Annotated in this window: 19 protein-coding genes; 9 read left to right on the top strand and 10 right to left on the bottom strand. The window is 44.4% G+C overall.

Annotated elements, in window-relative coordinates; translation table 11 throughout:
- The 10 genes from JGK11_RS05460 to JGK11_RS05415 form a co-directional block, all read right to left on the bottom strand.
- Positions 1-2,337, bottom strand: a 2,337-nt coding sequence (locus JGK11_RS05460) for an Ig-like domain-containing protein (protein ID WP_293210879.1), incomplete at its 3' end; no start/stop codon positions are given.
- Positions 2,338-2,818: 481 nt separating this feature from the next.
- The gene (locus JGK11_RS05455) at positions 2,819-3,025 is read right to left on the bottom strand and encodes a hypothetical protein (RefSeq protein WP_293182027.1); all 207 of its coding nucleotides are present in this window, start codon (positions 3,023-3,025) and stop codon (positions 2,819-2,821) included.
- A gap of 201 nt (positions 3,026-3,226) precedes the next feature.
- On the bottom strand, positions 3,227-4,549 hold the full coding sequence (locus tag JGK11_RS05450; protein ID WP_293182019.1) for a CO2 hydration protein: 1,323 nt from the start codon (positions 4,547-4,549) through the stop codon (positions 3,227-3,229).
- Positions 4,550-5,030: 481 nt separating this feature from the next.
- Entirely contained in the window at positions 5,031-6,536 is a 1,506-nt protein-coding gene (locus JGK11_RS05445) for an NADH-quinone oxidoreductase subunit M (RefSeq protein ID WP_293182017.1), read from the bottom strand.
- A gap of 257 nt (positions 6,537-6,793) precedes the next feature.
- Positions 6,794-7,513, bottom strand: coding sequence for a carbonic anhydrase (locus tag JGK11_RS05440; protein WP_293182015.1), 720 nt, complete (start codon positions 7,511-7,513; stop codon positions 6,794-6,796).
- A gap of 104 nt (positions 7,514-7,617) precedes the next feature.
- Complete coding sequence (locus JGK11_RS05435) at positions 7,618-9,477, bottom strand: NAD(P)H-quinone oxidoreductase subunit F (protein ID WP_293182013.1); 1,860 nt, start codon at positions 9,475-9,477, stop codon at positions 7,618-7,620.
- 387 nt (positions 9,478-9,864) lie between these two features.
- Positions 9,865-10,848, bottom strand: a complete 984-nt coding sequence (locus JGK11_RS05430) for a glycosyltransferase (protein WP_293210877.1) — start codon at positions 10,846-10,848, stop codon at positions 9,865-9,867.
- A 163-nt stretch (positions 10,849-11,011) separates the two neighbouring features.
- Entirely contained in the window at positions 11,012-11,719 is a 708-nt protein-coding gene (locus JGK11_RS05425) for a L,D-transpeptidase (protein WP_293182009.1), read from the bottom strand.
- A 417-nt stretch (positions 11,720-12,136) separates the two neighbouring features.
- Complete coding sequence (gene mraY / locus JGK11_RS05420) at positions 12,137-13,252, bottom strand: phospho-N-acetylmuramoyl-pentapeptide-transferase (RefSeq protein ID WP_293182007.1); 1,116 nt, start codon at positions 13,250-13,252, stop codon at positions 12,137-12,139.
- A 257-nt stretch (positions 13,253-13,509) separates the two neighbouring features.
- The gene (locus JGK11_RS05415) at positions 13,510-13,749 is read right to left on the bottom strand and encodes a DUF3134 domain-containing protein (RefSeq protein WP_293157481.1); all 240 of its coding nucleotides are present in this window, start codon (positions 13,747-13,749) and stop codon (positions 13,510-13,512) included.
- A gap of 395 nt (positions 13,750-14,144) precedes the next feature.
- Between JGK11_RS05415 and JGK11_RS05410 the strand changes: the two genes are divergently transcribed.
- The 9 genes from JGK11_RS05410 (at position 14,145) to JGK11_RS05370 (ending at position 21,050) form a co-directional block, all read left to right on the top strand.
- Positions 14,145-15,824 carry a glycosyltransferase family 4 protein gene (locus tag JGK11_RS05410; protein ID WP_293210875.1) on the top strand — a complete coding sequence of 560 codons (1,680 nt, stop codon included), beginning with the start codon at positions 14,145-14,147 and terminating at the stop codon, positions 15,822-15,824.
- A 340-nt stretch (positions 15,825-16,164) separates the two neighbouring features.
- Positions 16,165-16,749 (top strand): PAP/fibrillin family protein, encoded by a 585-nt coding sequence (locus tag JGK11_RS05405; protein ID WP_293206790.1) that lies wholly within the window; start codon positions 16,165-16,167, stop codon positions 16,747-16,749.
- A 148-nt stretch (positions 16,750-16,897) separates the two neighbouring features.
- A complete protein-coding gene (locus tag JGK11_RS05400; protein WP_293182002.1) occupies positions 16,898-17,203 on the top strand; it encodes a DUF433 domain-containing protein in 306 nt (101 codons plus the stop codon).
- Positions 17,200-17,565, top strand: a complete 366-nt coding sequence (locus tag JGK11_RS05395; RefSeq protein WP_293181999.1) for a DUF5615 family PIN-like protein — start codon at positions 17,200-17,202, stop codon at positions 17,563-17,565. Before JGK11_RS05400 ends, JGK11_RS05395 begins: the two co-directional genes overlap by 4 nt.
- Positions 17,566-17,749: 184 nt before the next feature.
- Positions 17,750-18,097 carry a hypothetical protein gene (locus JGK11_RS05390; protein ID WP_293210873.1) on the top strand — a complete coding sequence of 116 codons (348 nt, stop codon included), beginning with the start codon at positions 17,750-17,752 and terminating at the stop codon, positions 18,095-18,097.
- A 124-nt stretch (positions 18,098-18,221) separates the two neighbouring features.
- Positions 18,222-19,388 (top strand): GUN4 domain-containing protein, encoded by a 1,167-nt coding sequence (locus tag JGK11_RS05385; RefSeq protein WP_293210871.1) that lies wholly within the window; start codon positions 18,222-18,224, stop codon positions 19,386-19,388.
- Positions 19,389-19,527: 139 nt separating this feature from the next.
- Positions 19,528-19,788: a type II toxin-antitoxin system ParD family antitoxin gene (locus JGK11_RS05380; RefSeq protein WP_293210869.1), complete on the top strand. Its 261-nt coding sequence runs from the start codon at positions 19,528-19,530 to the stop codon at positions 19,786-19,788.
- 26 nt (positions 19,789-19,814) lie between these two features.
- Entirely contained in the window at positions 19,815-20,123 is a 309-nt protein-coding gene (locus tag JGK11_RS05375) for a type II toxin-antitoxin system RelE/ParE family toxin (RefSeq protein WP_293210866.1), read from the top strand.
- Between the two features lie 24 nt (positions 20,124-20,147).
- Positions 20,148-21,050, top strand: a complete 903-nt coding sequence (locus JGK11_RS05370; protein WP_366053421.1) for a PD-(D/E)XK nuclease family protein — start codon at positions 20,148-20,150, stop codon at positions 21,048-21,050.
- Positions 21,051-21,114: the final 64 nt, after the last annotated feature.

Genomic DNA, 21,114 nt, shown 5'->3' with positions numbered 1-21,114 from the left:
TCCGTCGCTGACGCTGTAGCTGAAGTTGTCTGTACCTGCAAAACCCGGATTGGGAATATAGCTGAATGAACCGTCAGTATTGAAATTTACCTTGCCGTTGATTGGATTTGACAATACCTTGGCTGTCAAAATATCGCCGTCAGGGTCGCTGTCGTTGCCTAATACTCCGGGGGCTTGCTGGTTGAATACCTTGGTGTGGGGAATCGTGTAATTGTCTGTTTGTCCAGCAGGTGGCAAGTTGGTGAGATTGATGACGAAAGTTTGACTGGCGGATGTATCGACACCGCCGTTAGCTACGCCCCCATTATCTTTGAGATTGAGAGCGATCTTAGCACTGCCGATCGCCCCTACGGCCGGTGTAAATGTTAGCGTGCCCGCCGAGTCGATCGCAGGTGGTACGCTAAACAAAGCAGCATTGTCATTCCCCGTAACTTGAAACGCGAGAGTTTGTCCCGACTCGTTGGCGGGGCCCCGAGAAATCGCCGTCGCCCAGCCGGGGATGGTTTGCGCGCTGGAGTTACTCTTGAGAGTGCGATCGCCTCCTTTGACAAACGAAGGTACATCATTGACTGGATTAACTGCGATCGTCGGTGCGATCGAATTAGTGCTAAACGGCGTTGTTCCTCCAGTAACTGAAGCGTTCACACCCACAGTACCGTTACCAACTCCATTCGTTCCATCCCACGCCCGCACCGTAATTGTTGGTTCGCTGCCAGCGATACTGTAATAATTTGGGTTGGGTACAAAGCGGACTTTCGCAGGCGTTTGCAGAGAAACCCGCGTCAAGTTGATGTTAGATTGAGCTGAGGTTGTGTCGTCGCCGAGAAATAGAAAATTAGGAGTTTCATAGGGGTCGATCGCGCCAGTAAATGCAGCATAATTTCGCAGAGGCCCCGTTAGTATAACATTATTACTACCGTCCGAAAGAAAGTAATTGTCGCCTAAAACTTTCAGAGTATAGTTAGTAGCAAGATTTGTATTGTAAGCAGCATTTTCAGCAGCCACAAATAAGCTATTCGTTTGTCCGCCCGGATTGGGAGTAATTCCGTCTGCTTGAGCAAAGATATTGCCCGTAGTTGCAGATAGCTGCTGGAAACCGATTTCAATTGCTTTGCGATCGCTCGTAACGGTAACAATGCTAAAACCCGCCCGATTGGCATTGATACGGGCTTCGGAGATAATTTGCAGATTAAAAGATAAGCTAAATCCCTGCGTGCGATCGAGCGGCGGAAATAACGGACTTAAAGGATTATTGGTATAGCCAGCATAGATATTATTAGCAGCCGTGCTGTTTAAATTAACTCCATTACCGCTTAATATTTCTGAAGCAATAGTGGTAGGAGCAATAATATTGGAGTTGGTCAAAGACAGCCAATTCTGAGAACTGGGAGTGCTGCCAAGCAAGCCATTATAAAGAGGCGTCGGGCCGAGAATTGTTGCTGAGCTTTGGGACAATGGCCCAAAATTTGTCCAAGTATTGCCATTAGTTGAAAATTGCCAATTGCCGTTAGTATTGTCTGCTGCTGTGACTGCGACACCCAACGGATCGCTATTAACATCAGCGCCTAACTGGCTAGTGATATTGAAAATACTAAAACCCGTGTTAGCTACATTTTCTATGTCCTCATTAATTGCAGTTAAACTATTAGCGTTAGAATTTGTTAAAGTTGGAGCGCTGTTGAGCTGCGGGTTGCGGAGGCTGTTAATATAAATAGTGTTAATGCCGAAATTGGGTACGCCGATCGAACCTACACTATTGACAGCATAATTAGCGGTTTTGTTCACACCGCCGATCGCGCTCATGAATTCGACATTATCACCGTTATTCGTCGGAGCGGCAATTTTTACCTTAGCTGCATTGCCAAATGCTCCCAAACCAGTTGTTGGCCAGGCGATCGAATCAACTGAAGTAGTTCCCGTACTGCTAGTATCTACCCAAACAAGATCTGAATCTGCTGCAAAATTTCCTGCAAAGTTGTTAGGTGGAGCTAAAACATTATTAAGGTATACACCACCTTTATTGCTAGTTATCAATAATTGAATGTTCCAATCAGCATCAGTTCCTCGGGGAACTGGATTGTAGGTAATTTCATTCGCTGGAATTACGCTCTCACCGCCCAGCACAATTATTGTTCCTGCCTTGAATACAGGAGCAATACTTGCCATATTTATGAACTGATAGGCAGAATATTTAACTGTTGTTAGATCCGTTGAATCGCCAACAAAAAAAGTTTGCAATTGAGCAGCAGTTAAGTCTTCTGTCAAAAGTAGTTCGACATACTCATCGCCCTGAAAACTACCGTCACGGCGGAATTCATTAATAATTATCTGTCCCATTTCGATGTGCCTATATTTAATATAAGAATCCAATCGAATGTGGCAAGCACATTCAACTCCGTGCAAAATTCAAGCAGGAGAGTATTTTGTTCTCTACCGATAACCTGCCTTTTAGTTCAGTCGTAAGGTGCGTCAGACCATTCGCTTGACACATCACAAAAAATGTGAAAAGCTAACGCATCCTACCCGACTGCCGGATTAGATGATTAAGACCTTAACGGAGTCCTACTGATGATTTATATGAATCAATCAACATAAAATAATTATTAATTTGACCTAATTAACCTTATAATGTCAAGCATTAAATAATCTCAATAAATATTGTATATAAAAATATGTTGATCGGGCAATCACTCGCAAATTTAAATCAAAAACAACCAGCAAATCATGTCACCTCCCATCGATCTTTGCTTTGATTGGCAAAACCTTAGTCAAATTTAAAGGTTATGAAAATCTATAGTGTATTCGCATCGGTAATTAATTAAAACACTTCGTCTTCAATTCCCACCCACCATTCGCCCAGATTCATTAAATCTTGGTGAAGATCGGTAAGTTCTTTGAGATATTCTTCAGTAGAAATTTGCGATCGCCTTTCTTGCAATTTTTTCATCCGGAGTTGCACCAACAGCCATGGTTTAGAAATGCCGTCGGTTGCTTCGATATATTTGGCTAGGTCTTTGCTGTTCATAGTTATTGGGAATGGGGAATGGGGAATGGGGCATAGGGCATTGGACATGAAGCATGGTAATCGGTAATCGGGAAAAAGGTAATCGGTAATCAGTAATAGTTCGTCGTTACTTGTTAAGAGTTTTTCAAATAACAAATGCCCGATGCCCCATTCCCAATGCCCGATGCCCCATTCCCAATGCCCGATGCCCATTCCCAATGACTATTTGTAATCCGAAGTCTGAATGTTTTTCAACTTCGCCGCATATTTCATGCCGTATTCCGGGCGGCAGAAGCGATCGATCTGAGACTCGAAAAACGCCCGATTTGCCTTCAAATGTTTCGGATTCGGGTCATCCAAAGGATACAGCAGCGCCGTCCGCAAAGCTTGAATAACCGCCGAAGTAACGCAGTACATCGATCGCTGGAACGTCACCCCAATCTGATTCAGGATATCATCTTCGCCGCGGCATCGCTGCCTGTAGAAATCCATCAAATAAGGCGGCAGGAAGTGCAGCATATCTTGGGCTAGCAGCGTCGGCGGGATGCCGGCAGTTCCTACAGGGAATTTGTCTGCATACAAAATACCGTAGTGGAAGTCTTTTTGGTCGTCGGGAACTTCCTTGGCTTGGGCGTTGTAAGATTTGGTTCCCCGGAACGGCGAAGTGCGGTAAAATACCGATTCTACGTAGGGTAGCGCTGCCTCGTACAGCCAAGTGAAACCTTTGGATTTTGGGATGATTTCGTAGGTTTCGCCGTCGATGAGAACGTGGTGGTAAATCGGACGACCGGCGATCGCAAATATACCATTTACCAGGAAATCCATCGCCTGGGGTACTGTGGTAATTTTCCCTTCGTCGTACAAGTCGGAAACTTCAAAAAACACGGGTGCCATTACTTCCCAGAATAAACCGAGATTGCTGTAATAAGACATCTGGCGGCACTGTTCCAAAAACATTTCGGGAAATGCTTTGTGCAAGGCTAGCATGAACGGGTCTTTTTTGAAGTAAGCTTTAATTGCGCGATCGGCATTTGCTTTGTATTCGTCGCTGTCGAGATAGGGGTCAAACTGGTTGACAGGAACGTACATTCCCCGGTGCCACAGCATTGACCTCATGCACTCTTCGGCAAATTCCATGTTAATGCGATCGTGCCACAAATGGTGAAACAAACGTGGCTTTTTGCCAGTTTCTCCATTTTCCATGAACTCCAAAAGTTCCGGGTGTGCGCTTCCAGTCCCCCGCCAAATCCGTAAATCTGCACCGTCACCTGAATAGTGATTTTGCAAGTCTAAATACTCCTGGGGTAAGAAGTATTTAAAGAAGGGAAGCGGGTTTAAAAATACCCGTTCCGCGATGTAAAGTAAATCCCGCCAATAGAAATCCATCGGTACCGCGTAGGCCTTCCAAATCGCGATGATTTGCATCAGATTTTCCGGCGTATCTGGAATCATCGCGCCGCCAGCTTCCAGTCTGTGAATGACTTCGGCAAATTCGTGTTTGGAAGGAGGCAGTTTAGTTGCTGGTTTAGTAGGAGTTTGTACCATTGTTTCTTCCTTGGTTTGAATGAATCTCAATATTTAGAAATATTCGCAAAGTCTGCGGCAGCGCAATGCTTGGAAGTTGCTAGTAGGGAAATTGCTGTAACTGCACCTGAATTTAGAATTTTTTGCGGTGTTCCAAACTTTTACACAGTTATGGTGGTAGTTGACTGGTTGTTTTTATTTTACCATAATTAGAATCCGAATTCATATCATGTCCGGTCGATCACCATAACAAAAATAGTTCGTAGTGCGGACTTAAGTCCGCTCCGGCTGCGGACTGAAGTCCGCACTACAAACTAATCTTATTGTGGTCAGTCCACCGGAGATGATATCAGAGGGAAGTTCGGTAACGAATTGTATAGCGGGTTTAACCGATTCAATGGATGAATGTTGAGGGAAGAAGGAAGATGGAAGAGAAAAGAAGGAAGAAGTAAGAAGGAAGAAAAAAGATTTTTCTGAGTTCCCGCTCTCCCCCTCTCCCATTCTATTTCTCAGATTGATAGCTGACAGCTACTTGAGTATATCTGCCCGTTGATAGAGTTACTGCCATCGCATTTGTAGTAGATTCGCTCCACTTCAGCAGCCACACTGGTTGAACTCCCAAGAAGAAAATGATTGCCGCTAAAACTAGGGCTGGCATATTTTCGGCAAACTTCACTGGAGGATAGTAAGCCGTGGCATTGTCCAACTTTCCAAAACAGGTGCGGTTGAGCAGAATTACAAAGTAAACTGCTGTTAACCCGGAGGCTAAAATGCACAGTAAAGTCGGAATTGGAAATGCTGAGAAACTGCCTTGAAATACTAAAAATTCGGCGATAAAACCGACTAAACCGGGAATTCCGGCGCTGGCCATGCCGCCCAAAACTAACAGCGAACTTGCCGTGGGTAAGCCGCGCATCGGATTCATTAAGCCGTTGAGCACGTCCAAATCCCGTGTGCCGGCTTTGGTTTCGATGATGCCTACGAGATAAAACAGCAAGGCTAAAATCAAGCCGTGGCTTACCATTTGCCCGACAGCGCCGATTAAGGAGAGTTTGGTGCCGGCGGCGCAGGCGACGAGGATGTAGCCCATATGCCCGATCGAACTATAGGCTACCATGCGCTTGATATCTTTTTGGGCGATCGCGCTCAAAGCACCGTACATCACGCTCACCGTACCGATTATCGCTAAACCAGGAGCGACTATCGACCAAGTTTCGGGAAACATCTGCAAACCAAACCGCACTAAGCCGTAAGTTCCCAACTTCGCCAAAACACCTCCCAACAGAATTGCTGTTGCTGGCGAAGCTTCCACGTAGGCATCCGGCAGCCAAGTGTGGAGGGGCACTAAAGGAATTTTAATTGCCAACCCAAACAAGACAATTGTTAGCAAGATTAATTGCGTGTTTAAGGGCAAATCTTGAGTAGTAATTGCACTGTAATCGAAGTTTAAAGAGCCGCTCAGCCAAGCTACGCCCAAAAATCCGCCTAAAACTAAAAGTCCCGAAACTGCCGTGTAAATCAGAAACTTCATCGCAGCGTATTCGCGCTGTTTGCCGCCCCAAATCGCAATCAACAGGTAAAAAGGAATTAATTCTAGCTCGTAAAATAGGACGAACAGCAGCAAATTTTGAGACATCAAAGCTCCCGCCACCCCCGCATTGATCAGCAAAATCAAAGCGTAGTAAAGCTGGGGGCGAGCCATACCTTCACCAGTACCGTAAATCACTAATAGCGTCAGCAATCCGGTTAAAACTAACAGTGGCAAAGATAAGCCATCAATTCCCAAGTTGTAGCTCAAACCCAATTGCGGAATCCAAGGCAAATATTCTTGAAATTGCAGTCCCGCATTTGTCGTGTCAAATTGAGTTAGCAGCCAGAGATTCAACAGGAAAACGGCAGCAGCGAAGACGGAAGCGACGGAGCGCACCCGCATCGCATTCATTTTTCCGGGCAAGAACCCGACTACCGCAGCGCCCAACGCGGGCAACCAGAGCAATGCACTAAGCATAATGTGTGAAGAGTGAAGATTCAGTTGACAGTTGACAGTTGACAGTTGACAGTTGACAGTTGACAGTTGACAGTTGACAGTTGACAGTTGATAGTTGACAGTTGACAGTTGACAGTTGATAGTTGATAGTTGACAGTTGATAGTTAATATCTAAGTTTTTAGACAGTTTAAATTTTACTGCTTTCCCAAGAGGTTTTTCAACAGTTGGTATTTAACAATTGACAACTATCAACTATCAACTATCAACTCTCAACTGTTTACGACTCAATCAGAATATTGACTGCACCCGTGTCTAAATCGTAATATCCACCGACAACTTTCAGTTTATTCTCCTCAATTAACTTAGAGATAACTGGAGATGCTTTCAATCTTTTAGCTTGCAGCACCACATTGGCTTTGCAGGCATTTTCTAGACGATCGCCTGCTTGGCCTTTCGAGCTTTCTACAGCAGGCCTAATTGCGTCGAGCAAACTGCCAATTTGACCGGGAACTTGAGCGCCTTTGATGGTTGCATCTACCGCACCGCAACGTTTGTGACCGATTACTACCAGCACTTTTGCTCCCAACACCAGTGTGCCAAATTCCAGGCTGCCAATTTCTTCTGGAGTAGCCACATTTCCGGCTACGCGACATACAAATAAATCTCCCAATCCCTGATCGAAAATAATCTCAGAAGGAAAGCGGGAATCTGCACAGCCGAGAATAGCAGCAAATGGTTTTTGAGCTTTGGCAACTTCAACGAGGCGGGGTAAGTCTTGGTTGGGACTTTGGCGTTTTCTGTCAACAAATCGCTTGTTCCCCTCCATCAATTTTGCCAAAGCGACATCGGGAGTGAAGTCATTTTGAGCAATTGCTGGTTCGGGTGAAGCCACATCAGCACCTACTCGTGCTGCGAGTATTCCTGTACCTATTGCTCCTGCGACAAATTTGAGGGAGTTGCGCCGGGAAAGATTTACTTGTCTGCGATCGTCTTTCATGTATTCTGCCTTGTTGGATTGAGTTTGAAATCTTTATTCAAGACTTCATTTATTTAAGATTTTAGGTTAAAAGTGTCACCTAAAATCTTCAACTTTATATCTCTTTACCCGCCCACAATCAGCGAGAGGCGAGCCAACAGAGGCCAGCTTACGAGCAATCCTAAAAGTGCCACTCCGAAGAGAATTGTCAGGGCATAAAACTGAGTTTGACCCGTAACGTTGTATTTGAGGCTTTGCCCGCCGAAAACTGTGGCAAAACCGATTAAGTTAACGAATCCGTCAACAATATTGCGATCGAACCAGGATATGATTTGGGAAACCAGACCGACGGCAAAGATGATGGTCACGCGGTAAAGTTGGGCGGTGTAAAAGTCGTAGGCAAAGAAGTCTTGCACGGCTTGAGAACCAATTCGCACTGGTTTTTCCCACTTTTCGTTCAGGTAAATAAATGCTCCGGCACCAATGCCGATCGCACTTGACAAAGCTAACAGTCCGGCCGCAGTATAATTCAAAGTTGCCAAAGGCAGTAATTCCCAGGCGGCGAGCAAGTGTGGGACGTGCAAGGTAAATCCCATTAACACTGTCATCGGCAAGACAAAAGGCCAGGCAACTTCGGGCGAACGTTCAGTCATTTGCTTCGGTTTGCCACCGAAAACTAAACCGAAAACGCGCACTAAGCCAAAAGCAGTCACGCCGTTCACAAACAGCACTACTACTAACAGTGAAGGATGAGTTTTAGCAAGCCCGCCTGCTAATTCTGATAAAGCCCAGAAGCAGCCGAAGGGTGGCAGGCCCATCACTCCAGCGGCGCCAACAAGAAACGATATTCCCGATATCGGCCGCTTCGCCCACAAACCGCCGAGATATCGGACATCCTGAGTGATGCTGTTCCAAACTACTGAACCGATGCTCATCACCAACAAACCCATTGCTAAGGTGTAGGCAAAGATTAATGTCAAAGCTGTGTGGGTTTGTCCGGTGCCGACGGCGATAAATACCAAGCCCATGTAAGAGCTAACTATATAGGAAAGCGTGCGCTTGATGTCGATTTGGGCGATCGCAATTAAAGACGCACCCACCGCCGTTGCAGCACCCACAATAATAGTTGTCTTCAGCCCCACGGGCGACAATGCAATCACGGGCTGCAATTTAATCAAAATCCAAGCACCGGTTTCCACAACCACTGTGTTCCGCAAAATCGTTGCCGGCAAAGGGCCTTCCATCGCCTCATCCAGCCACAGGTGCAGGGGAAACTGAGCGCATTTGCCCATCGGGCCGGCAATCAAAGTTAAACTCAACAGCGTCGCCACTGTGGGGTCAATGTTTGCAGTCTTAGCCCAAACTGCCAATTCGTCAAAATTCCAAGTTCCAGCCAGCGGCAGAATTGCAACTACTCCCATCAACAGGAATAAGTCTCCTACCCGCTTAGTCAAGAAAGCATCGCGGGCGCCCGTCACCACCAAAGACTGGTTGAACCACAGCCCGATTAGCAGGTAAGTTCCCAGAGTCAGGACTTCCAGAATCATGTAGCTGAAAAACAGGGAGTTGGACAAAACCAAGCCGCACATCCCCGCTTCAAACAGCCCCATCAGGGAAAAGAACCTAGCCCAGCCCCAGTCCATTTCCATGTAGCCGACTGCATAAATCTGCGCCAGAAAATTCAGTCCCGTAATCAAAACTGTCGCCCCGACGGTGACAGCAGAAATGTCTACGGGAATGGTTAAGTCTAAACCTGCCACATTCAGCCAGGGAATGAACTGGTGTTGTGCCGGTTGGTTCCAGATAGCTGTCAGGGCGATGACGCCGTGAAGGAAAGCGAAGAAAGTTAAGATGGCGTTTACGTAACCGGAGGGTCTAGGCCCCGTGCGGCGAGTTACTGCTGGAAACCACAATATCGACAGAAATGCGCCGATGAGTGGATAGCAAGGTATAAACCAAACGGTCTGGAGTAGGATTTGAGCCATTGGCACTACCTGTAATTGTTACAAAACTTGAAAAATCTGAGAATAATCTCGACGCCAGAAGGCTGAGGTCATTCGCCAGAAGTAAAGAAATTTTGGGGGTAAATGCGAGTTTTTCGTCATTCTGAAACTGCGCGCTTCAAAATAGACTTATTAATTTTATATTAAGGATTGCCTGAAATTTTCATATTTCTCAATTCAGCATACTTATATACAGATAAATTCTGCTTATCGGATGTAAAGATCAGACGGCGGTTGAAACCGCGCCTACACAAACGATGTCCGCCTCCGCGGACTCAAGAGAGAATAACATAGGATAGGTCTTCAACCCGCGGAGGCGGGTTTTGCCTGTATAGACGCGGTTTCAACCGCCCAGTCTTCTTCTAAGGATTAAAGTCGCTCAATTTCCCGAGCTAGTTCTGGGAGTTTGGCTTGTCGCTGTCCGATCGCCCTTGCCCTGACATTTATGAGACCGATCGGCGTATTTAACAAATCTACCAGATCGGCACGGGCGATCCTCTTCGAGGGCTTCGCTAACGCACATTTAGCAGTAGCAACCGGCAATTCCTTTAACAGCCATCTAGCCAGCCGATACAAATATTCCCCTGTGGTGAATTCTCGCATCAAATCGACACCGTGGAGTTCGTGCAAATATTTATTCGACTCGCCGTAACGATACCATTGACTTTGTAACTGTTTTATTGTATTGCGGTGGCGGTGTCGGGCGATCGCATTTTCGGCAAAATACATTTTATAGGATGTTTCCCGCAAAATCCGCCAGCACAAATCCGCATCGCCGCCGCTCGTAAGGTACGGGCGAAACATACCCACTTGTGCTAAAATCTGGCGGCGGACAGCTAAGTTAGCCGTTTGACCGTAGGGACAAAAAGGGTGAGCGAGAGTATGTTTTTGAGATAAAGTATTTTCGCGGGCGGCGTGTTTTTCTAAGAGAGTGTTACCGGGAAGGGCGAGGATTTCACCGCAGGTAATTCCTATTTCTAAGTTAGCGAATGGTTCGACTAAATTTTGCAACCATTGAGGTTCGGGGCGACAGTCTGCGTCGGTAAAGGCGATGATTTCGCCTGTTGAGGCGCGAATTCCTTTATTTCTGGCGGCGTAGGAACTTTGAATCGTATTTTCGCTGAGATTGCGAATGGTGATTTGATTGAATCCCTCTTGCTTGGGGGATTTGGCTGCTGCTTGAAGGATAGTTGAAGTGTAATCGCGACTTTTGTTGTCTACTAAGAGATATTCTACTCTGTTTGTTGGATAAGTTTGCGATCGCAAACACTCAATTAAATCCGGCAAATCCGTCTCGCCGTTGTAAACAGGTACCACAACCGAAACAAGGGGTAAAAACTCCGCACTGTTCATTAATCCTCTCTGCGGGTTGTTGAGTCAATCAGGACTAAAGTCCTTACTACGAACCAGTTTGTAGTGAGGACTTCAGTCCTCTCTTGCCAGTTTGTAATGAGGACTTCAGTCCTCTCTGCTGCTTGTTGAGTCAATCAGGACTAAAGTCCTTACTACGAACCAGTTATCTAATAATTTCTACTTCTGTACCTTTTTGTACAAACTGATACAACTCGTCAACATCCTTATTTTCCAGAGAAACGCAACCCAAAGTCCAATTCGATCGCTCTTTGATAATTTTCTCTGAATTAGCAGGCACGCCGTGAATCCCAACCTCGCTGCCAATACTATCGTACCATTTGATTGTACCTGCTTGCTTGGCTTTGATATGTTTTCGCCAAGATTGTTTGCTGGGATAATCCAGCCAGATAAATTTCGACCAAGCTGCGTGAGGATAAAAATCTTTTATGCTAAAAATTCCTTCCGGCGTCCGCGAATCGCCTTCTTTTAGTTTATCGCCTGCGGGATTGCTGCCAAATACAACAGGATAAGATTTGACAGGCTTTTTGTTTTCATAGACAGTCAATCTGTATTTTGATTTTTCCACCAGGATGGAAATTCTATTTTTATCTAACTTATCCGGTTCGCCTAAAATTTGTGATAGGGGTTTGCCGTAGTTGAATAAATTATCTGGTGGTAATTGGGTATGTAAAACATTTAACTCATCAGCCGGACAATTACTTAAGCAAAAAACATCTAAAATGTAGGGAATGGGAACAGCATAACCCAGTCTAACAAGTTTCCAGTAAAAAAAGGAACTCACAGTTAGCAATAGAATGCTGGCAGATGAAGCAATTATCCAAATATTGCCCTGTCTTTTTTTAAGTTCCATTGCATTAACTGGGGCTATTATAGCGGTTCTCAAAAAAGTGAGGTACGTTGTTGGGATGGGAGCCCTCTTATATTTATTATATAGTAAGCGAGGTCGCATCAAAAACTCCATTTATAGTCATACCTCATCTTTCTGATAAAGGCTATATCATCATTTTAGCTTATGAGCTTGGAACAGGCAAGATGCCTGTTCCACAACAGATTTAATATTAGTGGCACAGGCCGGAAAGCCTGTGATTTAGCTAGATTTAATATTAGTAGCACAGGCATCTTACCTGTTTTTTTATTCTATCTAAAACGGGCAAGATGCCCGTTCCACAACTGCATGAAGTTCTTGTGTAACGGGCATCTTATTTGTTTTTCAACATGGCTGTAAATATCAGCTACATATGCTGTAAAGTCTGTTACTAATCCGCTGTTAACTGTTGCCAGCCAACATCAAAATCATTAACACTAACACCCCGTTAGTTAAATAAAAGATACCAACCACCTGAGTTTCCAACCAGCCGCAGAGTTCTAGATGGTGGTGCAGGGGAGCCATTCTTAAAAGACGCTTGCCAATGCCATCAGGGCCTTTTGTAGCTTTATAATAAGCCACTTGAGCAATTACTGACACTGTTTCAATCAAGAAAATCCCACTGATTATTAATAATATCCAAAGGCTATTTGTTAATAAAGCTACCGCACCCAAAGCACCGCCCAAAGCCAACGCACCTGTATCGCCCATAAATACCCGGGCTGGATTGCGGTTGTGAGCTAAGAAACCGAAACAACTGCCGCTAATGCAGACACAAAATATCATTAATTCTGGCGAAGTTGATGCTACAGATGCACCTAATCCCAAAAGTGCGATCGCACCTAAACCTCCCATCAAACCATCAACGCCGTCGGTAAGATTAGTAGCATTGCTTTCGGCAACTAACACAAAACCAGCTAGCGGCCAAAACAAGAAACCTAAAGGCAATACCCAACCGAAAGGCAAAGCAATGTTCGTAGAAATAGTTGGATTGTGGAACATCAACCACAGACAAAAAAGAGCTGCAAAACCTACTTGCAAAGCCAATTTCATCCGAGGTGAAATACCTTTATTCGACTTGCGACGGAGAATTTGCCAATCGTCGAGCCAGCCGATGAAACCGTAAGCTAAAGTTAAAGCCGATACGGCAACAACATCTGAGTTAAATCTCGACCAAAGTAATGCTACTACGACTCCTGCTGGCACAAAAAATATGCCTCCCATTGTCGGCGTTCCCGCTTTTTTTAAGTGGGCTTGGGGGCCGTCTTCGCGAATTATTTGTCCGGCTTTCAGTTGCTGGAGTACGGGCACAACCAGATAACCTAAACCCGATGCAATGAGAGCACAAACAGCTAGTGGCATAAATAGCGATGCAGGCGCATCCAAAAATCTACCCGCTGCTACATCTAAACCGATCGCTACAATGCCGAGTCCCAAACCCAGCAGCAGGAATAAATTCCTGCCTGTAAGTTTGAAAGGCATAGTAAAAGGGATTTTCTCATCCACAAAGTTATCCATATCACTCCTCAACACACACCATTTGAGAATAAGCATTTGACAATTCGAGAATAGGGTGGGATACAGGAGATTGGGAAATCTCTTGGTTTTTTTTCCCTGTTTCTGGTTGATTCGTTGACCAGCCAAAAACGTTACAAGCCCTAAACTTCAGTAATCGATTCTCCCCAAATTTTAGACTCAAGTTCGGCTTCCGGTTATTCACGAAGCTGCAAGTGAATCTAAAATCTAAAATCTAAAATCGACTTACCATTCTACAGTTATTCGTCGCCTACACCCGCATCATCTTCTGCTTCTTCTTCTAAATCATCGTAAGGACTGTCGTCAACTGCCATCAACTCGGAAATTTCTTCTTCGTGCAGATAGTCGGGTTCTTGGACATCCCTTGCTAAGAGGCGATTGTTAGATTCCAACCAGTCTAAAAGAGAAGATTGCTGCTTTAATGGAATTACATCGGCAGGTAAGTGGCGAGGTATTTGACGCAGAGATGGGTTGTACATGATTATCGGTTTCTAAAGACAAAGACGCGATCGAGATCGAGTAGAACTAATGTTGTGCCGACTGACTGCTCCTTCCATCGAACACTTGCAAATCGGGCATTTAGCAGAGCTAAGGCATTATACCACAGACACTCTTTGGTTCCGGATCGGATAGGATGGCTGACTGGTTCGGGCGATCGCCCCCAATCATGGGCGCCAGGATAACATTAAAATCCGATATTGCCAATCCCTCTTTAGCCATAAGTATTGTAATCTGAGGCGATCGTTTTTGAAAGTATCGCGGGACACTGGGCCAGCCAGCGGTTGGGTTAAAACAGTTTCCTGGTTTTGCGTCAAAGCCTTATGGTGAAAGCCTTTTACCTTCTTCAACCAATTCTCGAACAATAAATCTCAGGATGGATATAACAGCGGCGATTTTATACCACAAAGACGGTTACGACACCGGAGGGAAAAGACTTCTGGGGCGTCATTCAGCCGGAGAAGGATTTCTCAAAAGCTTAGTCCAACACGGTACTGCTGACTCTCTCTACTGCTGCACAGACAGCGAAGCAACATTTAAGGAGTTTTGTTCGCGCATCCAACCGTGGCTGCAACAACCTCGGAAAGTCCGCTGGATTTCGACGGATCGACTAGATTTGCTATCTCAACCAGGTACAATCTATCGACCCGATCCCGCCCTTGCCGATATGGTTTGGGGGCGCAGATTTGTCAATCAGCGGGCTTACAGCGTTTGTGGCGTTACCCATACGATCGCAACTAAGTATGTCATGGAGTCGATCGGCAATTTGATAACTGCACCGGTTCAACCTTGGGACGCCCTGATCTGCACCTCTAATGCCGTGAAAAACACAGTAGAAGGAGTTCTGAGGGAGTGGTCTGAATATTTAGCGCAGCGCAACGGCGGTCAACCCGAAATTTTGGTGAAATTGCCAGTTATTCCCCTAGGAGTGGATTGCAGCGCGTTTCCGCAGGGTGTGGAAGCAGTCCGGGTGGGCGATCGACAACGACAAGAACTCGGCATTTCTCCGGGCGATATAGTCGTGCTATTTGTCGGGCGATTGACTTTCTCTGCCAAAGCTCATCCGGTACCAATGTACATCGCCTTGGAGCGCGCCGCCCAACAAACAAAGGCGAAAATCCACTTAATTCAAGCCGGTTGGATCGAAGATCCGAGAGAAGAACCCGACTTTAAAAATAGCGCGAAAATCTTTTGTCCGTCGGTGAATGCTATTTTTGTAGATGGCAGAAAGCCGGAAATTAGAGTTAATATTTGGTCTGCCTCCGATATTTTTATTTCGCTGTCCGACAACATTCAAGAAACCTTCGGACTAACACCCATTGAAGCAATGGCCAACGGACTGCCGGCAATTGTTTCCGACTGGAACGGATACAAAGAATCAGTACGGCACGAAATCGACGGCTTCCGCATTCCCACACTCATCCCGCCCCCAGAAGCTTGTTTAGATTTAGCGCTAAATTATCTCGACGGGAGTTTGAATTGGCCGACTTACATGGGTCACACTTCCCTAGCCACAGCAGTTGATATTGACGCCTGCACCCGCGCTTTGTGCAAATTAATTGAAAACCCGGAATTGAGAAGGCGGATGGGTGAAAGTGCGAGACAAAGGGCGAGAGATATTTATGATTGGAAAGTAGTAATTGCTGCTTACGAACAGTTGTGGCGGGAATTAGCAGAAATTAGGGTTTCTGCACCAGAGTCTGCACCTGCAAAAGCCGGGAAGCCACCTTATCCGCTGGGGGACGATCCGTTTCGGGTGTTGGGTCATTATGCGACTAGAACTTTAACCGATGATACGATCTTGAGTCTCGGTGCGATCGCCACACCGGAACTGTTGAGAGAGTTGCACACAATTTGGTTTACGAGCTTCGGTCAAGACCGCAGAATCTCTGTTAAAGTTCAGATAGAGATGTTGAATGCGATCGAGCAAAAGGGTTCTCTCAACGTCGGGGAAGTTCTCAGGCGTTATGCAACAAACGAGCAAGAATCAGCATACCTCTATCGGACGCTACTCTATCTTGTGAAATTTGGTGTTTTAGTCATTGGGAATGGGTAATTGGGAATTGGGAATTGGGAATTGGGCATAGGGCATCGGGCATGGGGCATCGGGCATTGATTGCTGGTTGGGGTGCATTTGATTAGTGAAGAGGGCGAAGCATGACCGCATATAAGTTATTAGTTATCATCCCATATGGACTGCGGTCATGCTTCGCCCCTACAGATATATTATTTGCCAAAACCAGATGCAGTCGCTGGGTGTTTTTTATGAGTTATTGGTATACTAATAACTAATAACTAATCACTAATCACTATTGACAACTAAGAGGGCGGGCCCGCACCATCCACCGCCCCTACGAACCGACAACTGTCAACTGTCAACTGTCAACTGTCAACTTATGCTTAAAAAATCTGCACTATTAGAGATAATTGCTGGTAAGAATCGCGGTTTGCTGGCGACTCCAAACGACAAACAGGCGATCTTAAGTGCGATCGCCCAATTGGAAGATTATAACCCCACACCACGCCCTGTAGAAGCCCCAGAACTTTTAGATGGCGATTGGCGGTTGTTGTACACCAGCAGTCGCGCCCTGCTGAATCTTGACGGTTTTCCGTTGTTGAAATTGGGTCAAATTTATCAATCCATCCGCGTCAAAGAATCCAAAATTTACAACATTGCCGAACTTTACGGCTTGCCTTACTTAGAAGGAATAGTCAGCGTAGCCGCCAGATTTGAGGCGACTTCGGAACGGCGAGTGCAGGTGAAGTTTGAGCGATCGATTTTGGGTTTAAGCAGGTTAATCGGCTATGAATCTCCTGCTAAATATATCAATGAAATTGAGTCGGGAAAAAAATTCGCTGCTGTAGATTTTGGGTTAGATACTCGCGAACAGCAGGGATGGCTAGATGTTACTTATTTGGATAGCGATTTACGCATCGGGCGCGGTAATGAAGGGAGTGTCTTTGTGTTGACAAAAGAGTGATTTTGTGATGTTTGATTGAGTTCGATCGCTCTTAAGACTTCTCAAATTTTTAAGCAATTCTCGCTAGAATAGAAGCGTCAGGGGCATGAACACTTAGACATTTTCAGAATAAATCTATATAATCAAGTTAATTGAATTGAAAAAATGTATGACAACAACAACTGTAGTAGACATCGGGACTTTAATTATCCGCGATCGCAACCTTCGAGGCGGCCGTCCCATTATTGCTGAAACTGGTACTTCTGTCCGCCGCATCGCCGTTTTGTACAAGCAGGGTAATAGTGCGGAAGAAATTGCTAGGCTGATGACTCACTTATCGATCGCACAAGTTTATGCAGCTTTAACGTATTATCATGCTAATCGAGCAGAGATTGATACAGATTTAGCAGAGGAACAAGCAGCTTACGAACAGTTAGCAGAGTTACACTACAAAAACCTGAAGACAAATCCATGAGCATTATTCTACTGCTGCTAGACGAAGATGCTATGAATTCGGCTCTGCTTGATGCTCTACGCCTGCGGAGTGTTGATGTTATTTCTGTTGCAGAAATAGGAATGCTGTCTCGCAGGGATGAAGAAATTTTGTATTGGGCTAATAAAAATCATCGAGTAACCTATAGCTTTAATACTAGGGATTTTTATCGATTGCATACTGATTTGAACACCCAAGGGGAAGAACATATGGGGATAATCTTGGGACAGCAGAATTATTCAGTTGGGGAACAATTGCGTCGCTTGGTAAAAATTATAGCTAGTAAATCCGCAGAGGAAATGTACAATCAAGTTGAGTTTTTAAGTGCTTGGGGTGAAGAATAAGCGATCGCCCTTAATGCTTCTCAAAATTTTCCGCGCTTTAAGCCAGAATTAAAACATATAATATTGTTCGCCATCATTGACTGGGACAGAGATTATGAGTAGGATACTGGCATAATTTTTAGAAATCAAGTATAATACTCTCTAATTATCTATTCACAGGTATCAAATTTAAGGAGACATAGATATGGCTGGCGATCGCAATATTCACATGGGTTCTGGTAACTATAACGAATCAATCCAAGGCAATTATATACAAGGCAATTTCATAAATATGGGTCAGGACTTATCTCAAGTAACTGCTCAAATTAAAGAATTATTAACTCAACTTCAAACACAGGGGTACACTCTACAGGATGCTCAGCAGAAAGTCGCTAGCGACTTAGTATCTCAAGTTAATAATGATTCTCAATTTAGAAGCAACTTAGTCAAGTTGAGACAGTATTTACTTGATGGTGCTGCCAATGGTCTGATCGGTGAAGCAGCGGTAGGGGTATTCAAGCTAGCGCTAGGATTATTAGGTATTCCTCTGTGAAGGACAGATAAGCTGTCGCGTATTTAATATGGACAGCCCTGTTTATTCAAACTTTTGTAGGGTGGGCATCCTGCTTACCCTAGAATTTAAATATTAATGCATAAAAGCTTATTTCGCTAAATTAATGATAGGTAAAACAAGACAAATATTTAAGAGATTCAGTATTTTAATATCTAGGCTGCCAGGAAGTAAAAAGCAACGATATTATTTATTTAGCGTATTACTCGGACTAATAAGTTGTGCAATTGTTGGCACGGGCATTCTGACTCTAACTAGGTTGGCAATTAGCCTTGTAGCATTTGGAATTTCTAAACTTTTATGGGATTTAGGTGCTAATACTCCACAAGAATCAAAAGTGAAGTTAGAAGACAATCGCAAAACTGGCGATCGCAATATTCACATGGGTTTTGGTAATTATAACGAATTTATTCAGGGCAACTATATCCAAGGAGACTATATAGAAATACAAGGTTGTTACATTAACACCAATCAGGAATTATCTGAAGTAGTCGCAGAGTTTCGTGACGTTGTAAATCAACTTAAAAACAAGGGATACAGTGCGGAAAAAGCTGAGATGCAAGTAGCTCAAGATTTAGAAGAAAAAGCCCGAAGTAATCCGAAAGTCAAAAAAAGACTGTTTAAGTGGAGAAAGTCTTTAAGTAATACGTCTCCTCGAATAAATAATGAAGCTGATGCAGCTAGAGAAGTTATTAAATATGCTGCTTCTCAATATACCTCTTCTGCTAAATCCGTTGAAGTGGTTGGGGGAATGTATTCTAAGTTAGATAGCTTGCTCCAAGCTAGAAAATGGAAAGAAGCTGACGAGGAAACAGAGAAACTTATATTCAACCTATTAGGGAAAGAAAAAATAGAACGACCATTAGAAAAACTCCCTAATCTATCAGTATTAGATGCTTTTTTGTACAATTGCTTATCTAGCAATGATGTTGAAAAATTACCGGGTACAGAACTCAGAAATATAAATAAGCTGTGGCTAGAACATAGCAAGGGACGGTTTGGATTTAGCGTGCAAAAGCAGATTTTGGAAAGTATTGTTCGTAATGATACTGACGATTATGGAATCTTTTATGGTCAGGGTTATAAGGAGTTTGATGAGCGTGTTGGCTGGTACTTGAAGGATGATTGGATATATTACTCTGATATTAAATACTCTCTAACAGCTCCACCTGGACATCTTCCGATAAAAGTGATGTTACATAAATTTTCTACCAAATGTGACTGCGATCAATCAATTTTTCGTATTTTTATGAAGCGTCAATATTACTCATAAATCAAACAATAAAGTTATTCGGTATTGAGTGAATAAACTAAGAGCCCCGTTCATCCGAAAAATCTAACAGAAGCGCGATCGCAGCTATTCCGATCGCGAATCGCCTACAATATAATCAACACTTCTTCTCTCCAACGCCATGCAAATTGTTTTGTCACCTGAAGTCGAAGCCCTCGTGCAGCGTCAACTCACGACTGGCAAATACAAAAGTGCGATCGAAGTTATCCTCGCAGCCATTCAACTACTTGAACAACAGGAAGACATTTATCAAGGAAGACTACAAGAACTCCAACGAGACGCACTGTTAGGCCAGCAAGCATCCCAATGCGGTGAAGTCGTAGACGGTGCAACCGCAATGGCACAAATCCGCGCTAATTTGCGTAGGCGTAGCCAACCGTAGGCATCGCGCTACACTTCATCAGAAGCATGACTCCAAAATTTCGCCTCACTCAACCCGCAATTCAAGATATCGAGCAAATTGCAGACTACATCGCTAGTCAATCGGGACTCGATAAAGCCGATCGCTTTTTAAGCAAGCTTGACGAAAAATTTGCCAAAATTGCTCAGTTTCCCAAGCTTGGACGACAACGAGACGAGATTTTACCAGGCCTACGCAGTCTCCCGATGGATAACTATCTCATACTCTATATGCCAATCGGACAGGATGTAGAAATCTTTCGATTTGTCAGTGGTTATCGAGATTTGTCAGCCCTATTTATTGATGCTGATGATTGAAGTAAATCTATCTAAAAATAATAGATGATTTCGCAGTCGGAAGAATTAATAATTTTCATAATTTACATAACAAAACCTTACCCACAAACTCAAAAAAATCACACCTCAAAAATGCTGCGACTCTCCCAAACCCAACTCAAAATCCTTGAAGAATGCCCCCGCAAATTCCAGCATAGCTACCTAGAACTACTCGCAAGCACCGCCTCCCCTGAACACAAAGAAAAACTCACATGGGGTAGCCACTTTCACCTTTTGATGCAGCAGCGAGAACTAGGATTGTCGATTGAATCCATCACCCAACAAGACCCAGAATTAGGACGATGTGTGGCAGCATTTATCAACGCCGCCCCCGAACTCTTTGCGAATTCAGAAAATAGCGACCAAATTTTCCGCCAAGCCGAACACCCCCGCATCTTGATTTTTCAAGACTACCTATTCACCGTTATCTATGATTTGCTAATAGCCGAACCAAACGCTGCCAAAATTCTCGACTGGAAAACCTATCCCCGCCCTCAAAAATCAAAATGGATAGCCGAAAGTTGGCAAACCCGACTCTATTTATACGTTCTAGTAGAAACTAGCGACTATTCCCCAGAACAAGTTTCTATGACATACTGGTTTGTACAATTGCAGGGAGAAGAACCGCCACAAAAACTCACATTTTCCTACAATCAAATAGAACACGATCGCACAAAACAAGATTTAACCCAAATATTGCAGCAGCTAACCGACTGGCGACAGCGCTATACCGAAGGTGGCGAATTCTTCCCCCAAGTACAAATTAGTTCCAATCTTTGCGATTCCTGTCAATTCGCCACTCGCTGCAACCGCACCCAAAATTCCAAAGCTTCCTCATCAAATCTTCCAGCAGAAACTCCCACAAATTGGTTGCCAAATCTTGCTATAATTGAGGAAATATCTATTTAACATAACCTTTGACTATCCAAACTCTTTGGACTATCGCTGGGTGGGGGCGGGTTTATAGATATTG

Source organism: Microcoleus sp. PH2017_34_RAT_O_A (assembly GCF_020737885.1).
Lineage (GTDB): Bacteria > Cyanobacteriota > Cyanobacteriia > Cyanobacteriales > Microcoleaceae > Microcoleus.
Note: the sequence above shows the minus strand (reverse complement) of the source record. Positions and strands in the feature narration are given on the sequence as shown.

What these genes read in the sequence shown, in the direction of transcription:
- JGK11_RS05425 (WP_293182009.1), bottom strand. Translation starts at nt 11,719, where the DNA reads ATGGAACTTAAAAAAAGACAGGGCAATATTTGGATAATTGCTTCATCT.
- JGK11_RS05400 (WP_293182002.1), top strand. Translation starts at nt 16,898, where the DNA reads ATGACAACAACAACTGTAGTAGACATCGGGACTTTAATTATCCGCGAT.
- JGK11_RS05410 (WP_293210875.1), top strand. Translation starts at nt 14,145, where the DNA reads ATGGATATAACAGCGGCGATTTTATACCACAAAGACGGTTACGACACC.
- JGK11_RS05455 (WP_293182027.1), bottom strand. Translation starts at nt 3,025, where the DNA reads ATGAACAGCAAAGACCTAGCCAAATATATCGAAGCAACCGACGGCATT.
- JGK11_RS05370 (WP_366053421.1), top strand. Translation starts at nt 20,148, where the DNA reads ATGATTTCGCAGTCGGAAGAATTAATAATTTTCATAATTTACATAACA.
- JGK11_RS05380 (WP_293210869.1), top strand. Translation starts at nt 19,528, where the DNA reads ATGCAAATTGTTTTGTCACCTGAAGTCGAAGCCCTCGTGCAGCGTCAA.
- JGK11_RS05430 (WP_293210877.1), bottom strand. Translation starts at nt 10,848, where the DNA reads ATGAACAGTGCGGAGTTTTTACCCCTTGTTTCGGTTGTGGTACCTGTT.
- JGK11_RS05395 (WP_293181999.1), top strand. Translation starts at nt 17,200, where the DNA reads ATGAGCATTATTCTACTGCTGCTAGACGAAGATGCTATGAATTCGGCT.
- JGK11_RS05405 (WP_293206790.1), top strand. Translation starts at nt 16,165, where the DNA reads ATGCTTAAAAAATCTGCACTATTAGAGATAATTGCTGGTAAGAATCGC.
- JGK11_RS05445 (WP_293182017.1), bottom strand. Translation starts at nt 6,536, where the DNA reads ATGCTTAGTGCATTGCTCTGGTTGCCCGCGTTGGGCGCTGCGGTAGTC.
- JGK11_RS05440 (WP_293182015.1), bottom strand. Translation starts at nt 7,513, where the DNA reads ATGAAAGACGATCGCAGACAAGTAAATCTTTCCCGGCGCAACTCCCTC.
- JGK11_RS05385 (WP_293210871.1), top strand. Translation starts at nt 18,222, where the DNA reads ATGATAGGTAAAACAAGACAAATATTTAAGAGATTCAGTATTTTAATA.
- JGK11_RS05375 (WP_293210866.1), top strand. Translation starts at nt 19,815, where the DNA reads ATGACTCCAAAATTTCGCCTCACTCAACCCGCAATTCAAGATATCGAG.
- JGK11_RS05450 (WP_293182019.1), bottom strand. Translation starts at nt 4,549, where the DNA reads ATGGTACAAACTCCTACTAAACCAGCAACTAAACTGCCTCCTTCCAAA.
- JGK11_RS05415 (WP_293157481.1), bottom strand. Translation starts at nt 13,749, where the DNA reads ATGTACAACCCATCTCTGCGTCAAATACCTCGCCACTTACCTGCCGAT.
- JGK11_RS05390 (WP_293210873.1), top strand. Translation starts at nt 17,750, where the DNA reads ATGGCTGGCGATCGCAATATTCACATGGGTTCTGGTAACTATAACGAA.
- mraY (WP_293182007.1), bottom strand. Translation starts at nt 13,252, where the DNA reads ATGGATAACTTTGTGGATGAGAAAATCCCTTTTACTATGCCTTTCAAA.
- JGK11_RS05435 (WP_293182013.1), bottom strand. Translation starts at nt 9,477, where the DNA reads ATGGCTCAAATCCTACTCCAGACCGTTTGGTTTATACCTTGCTATCCA.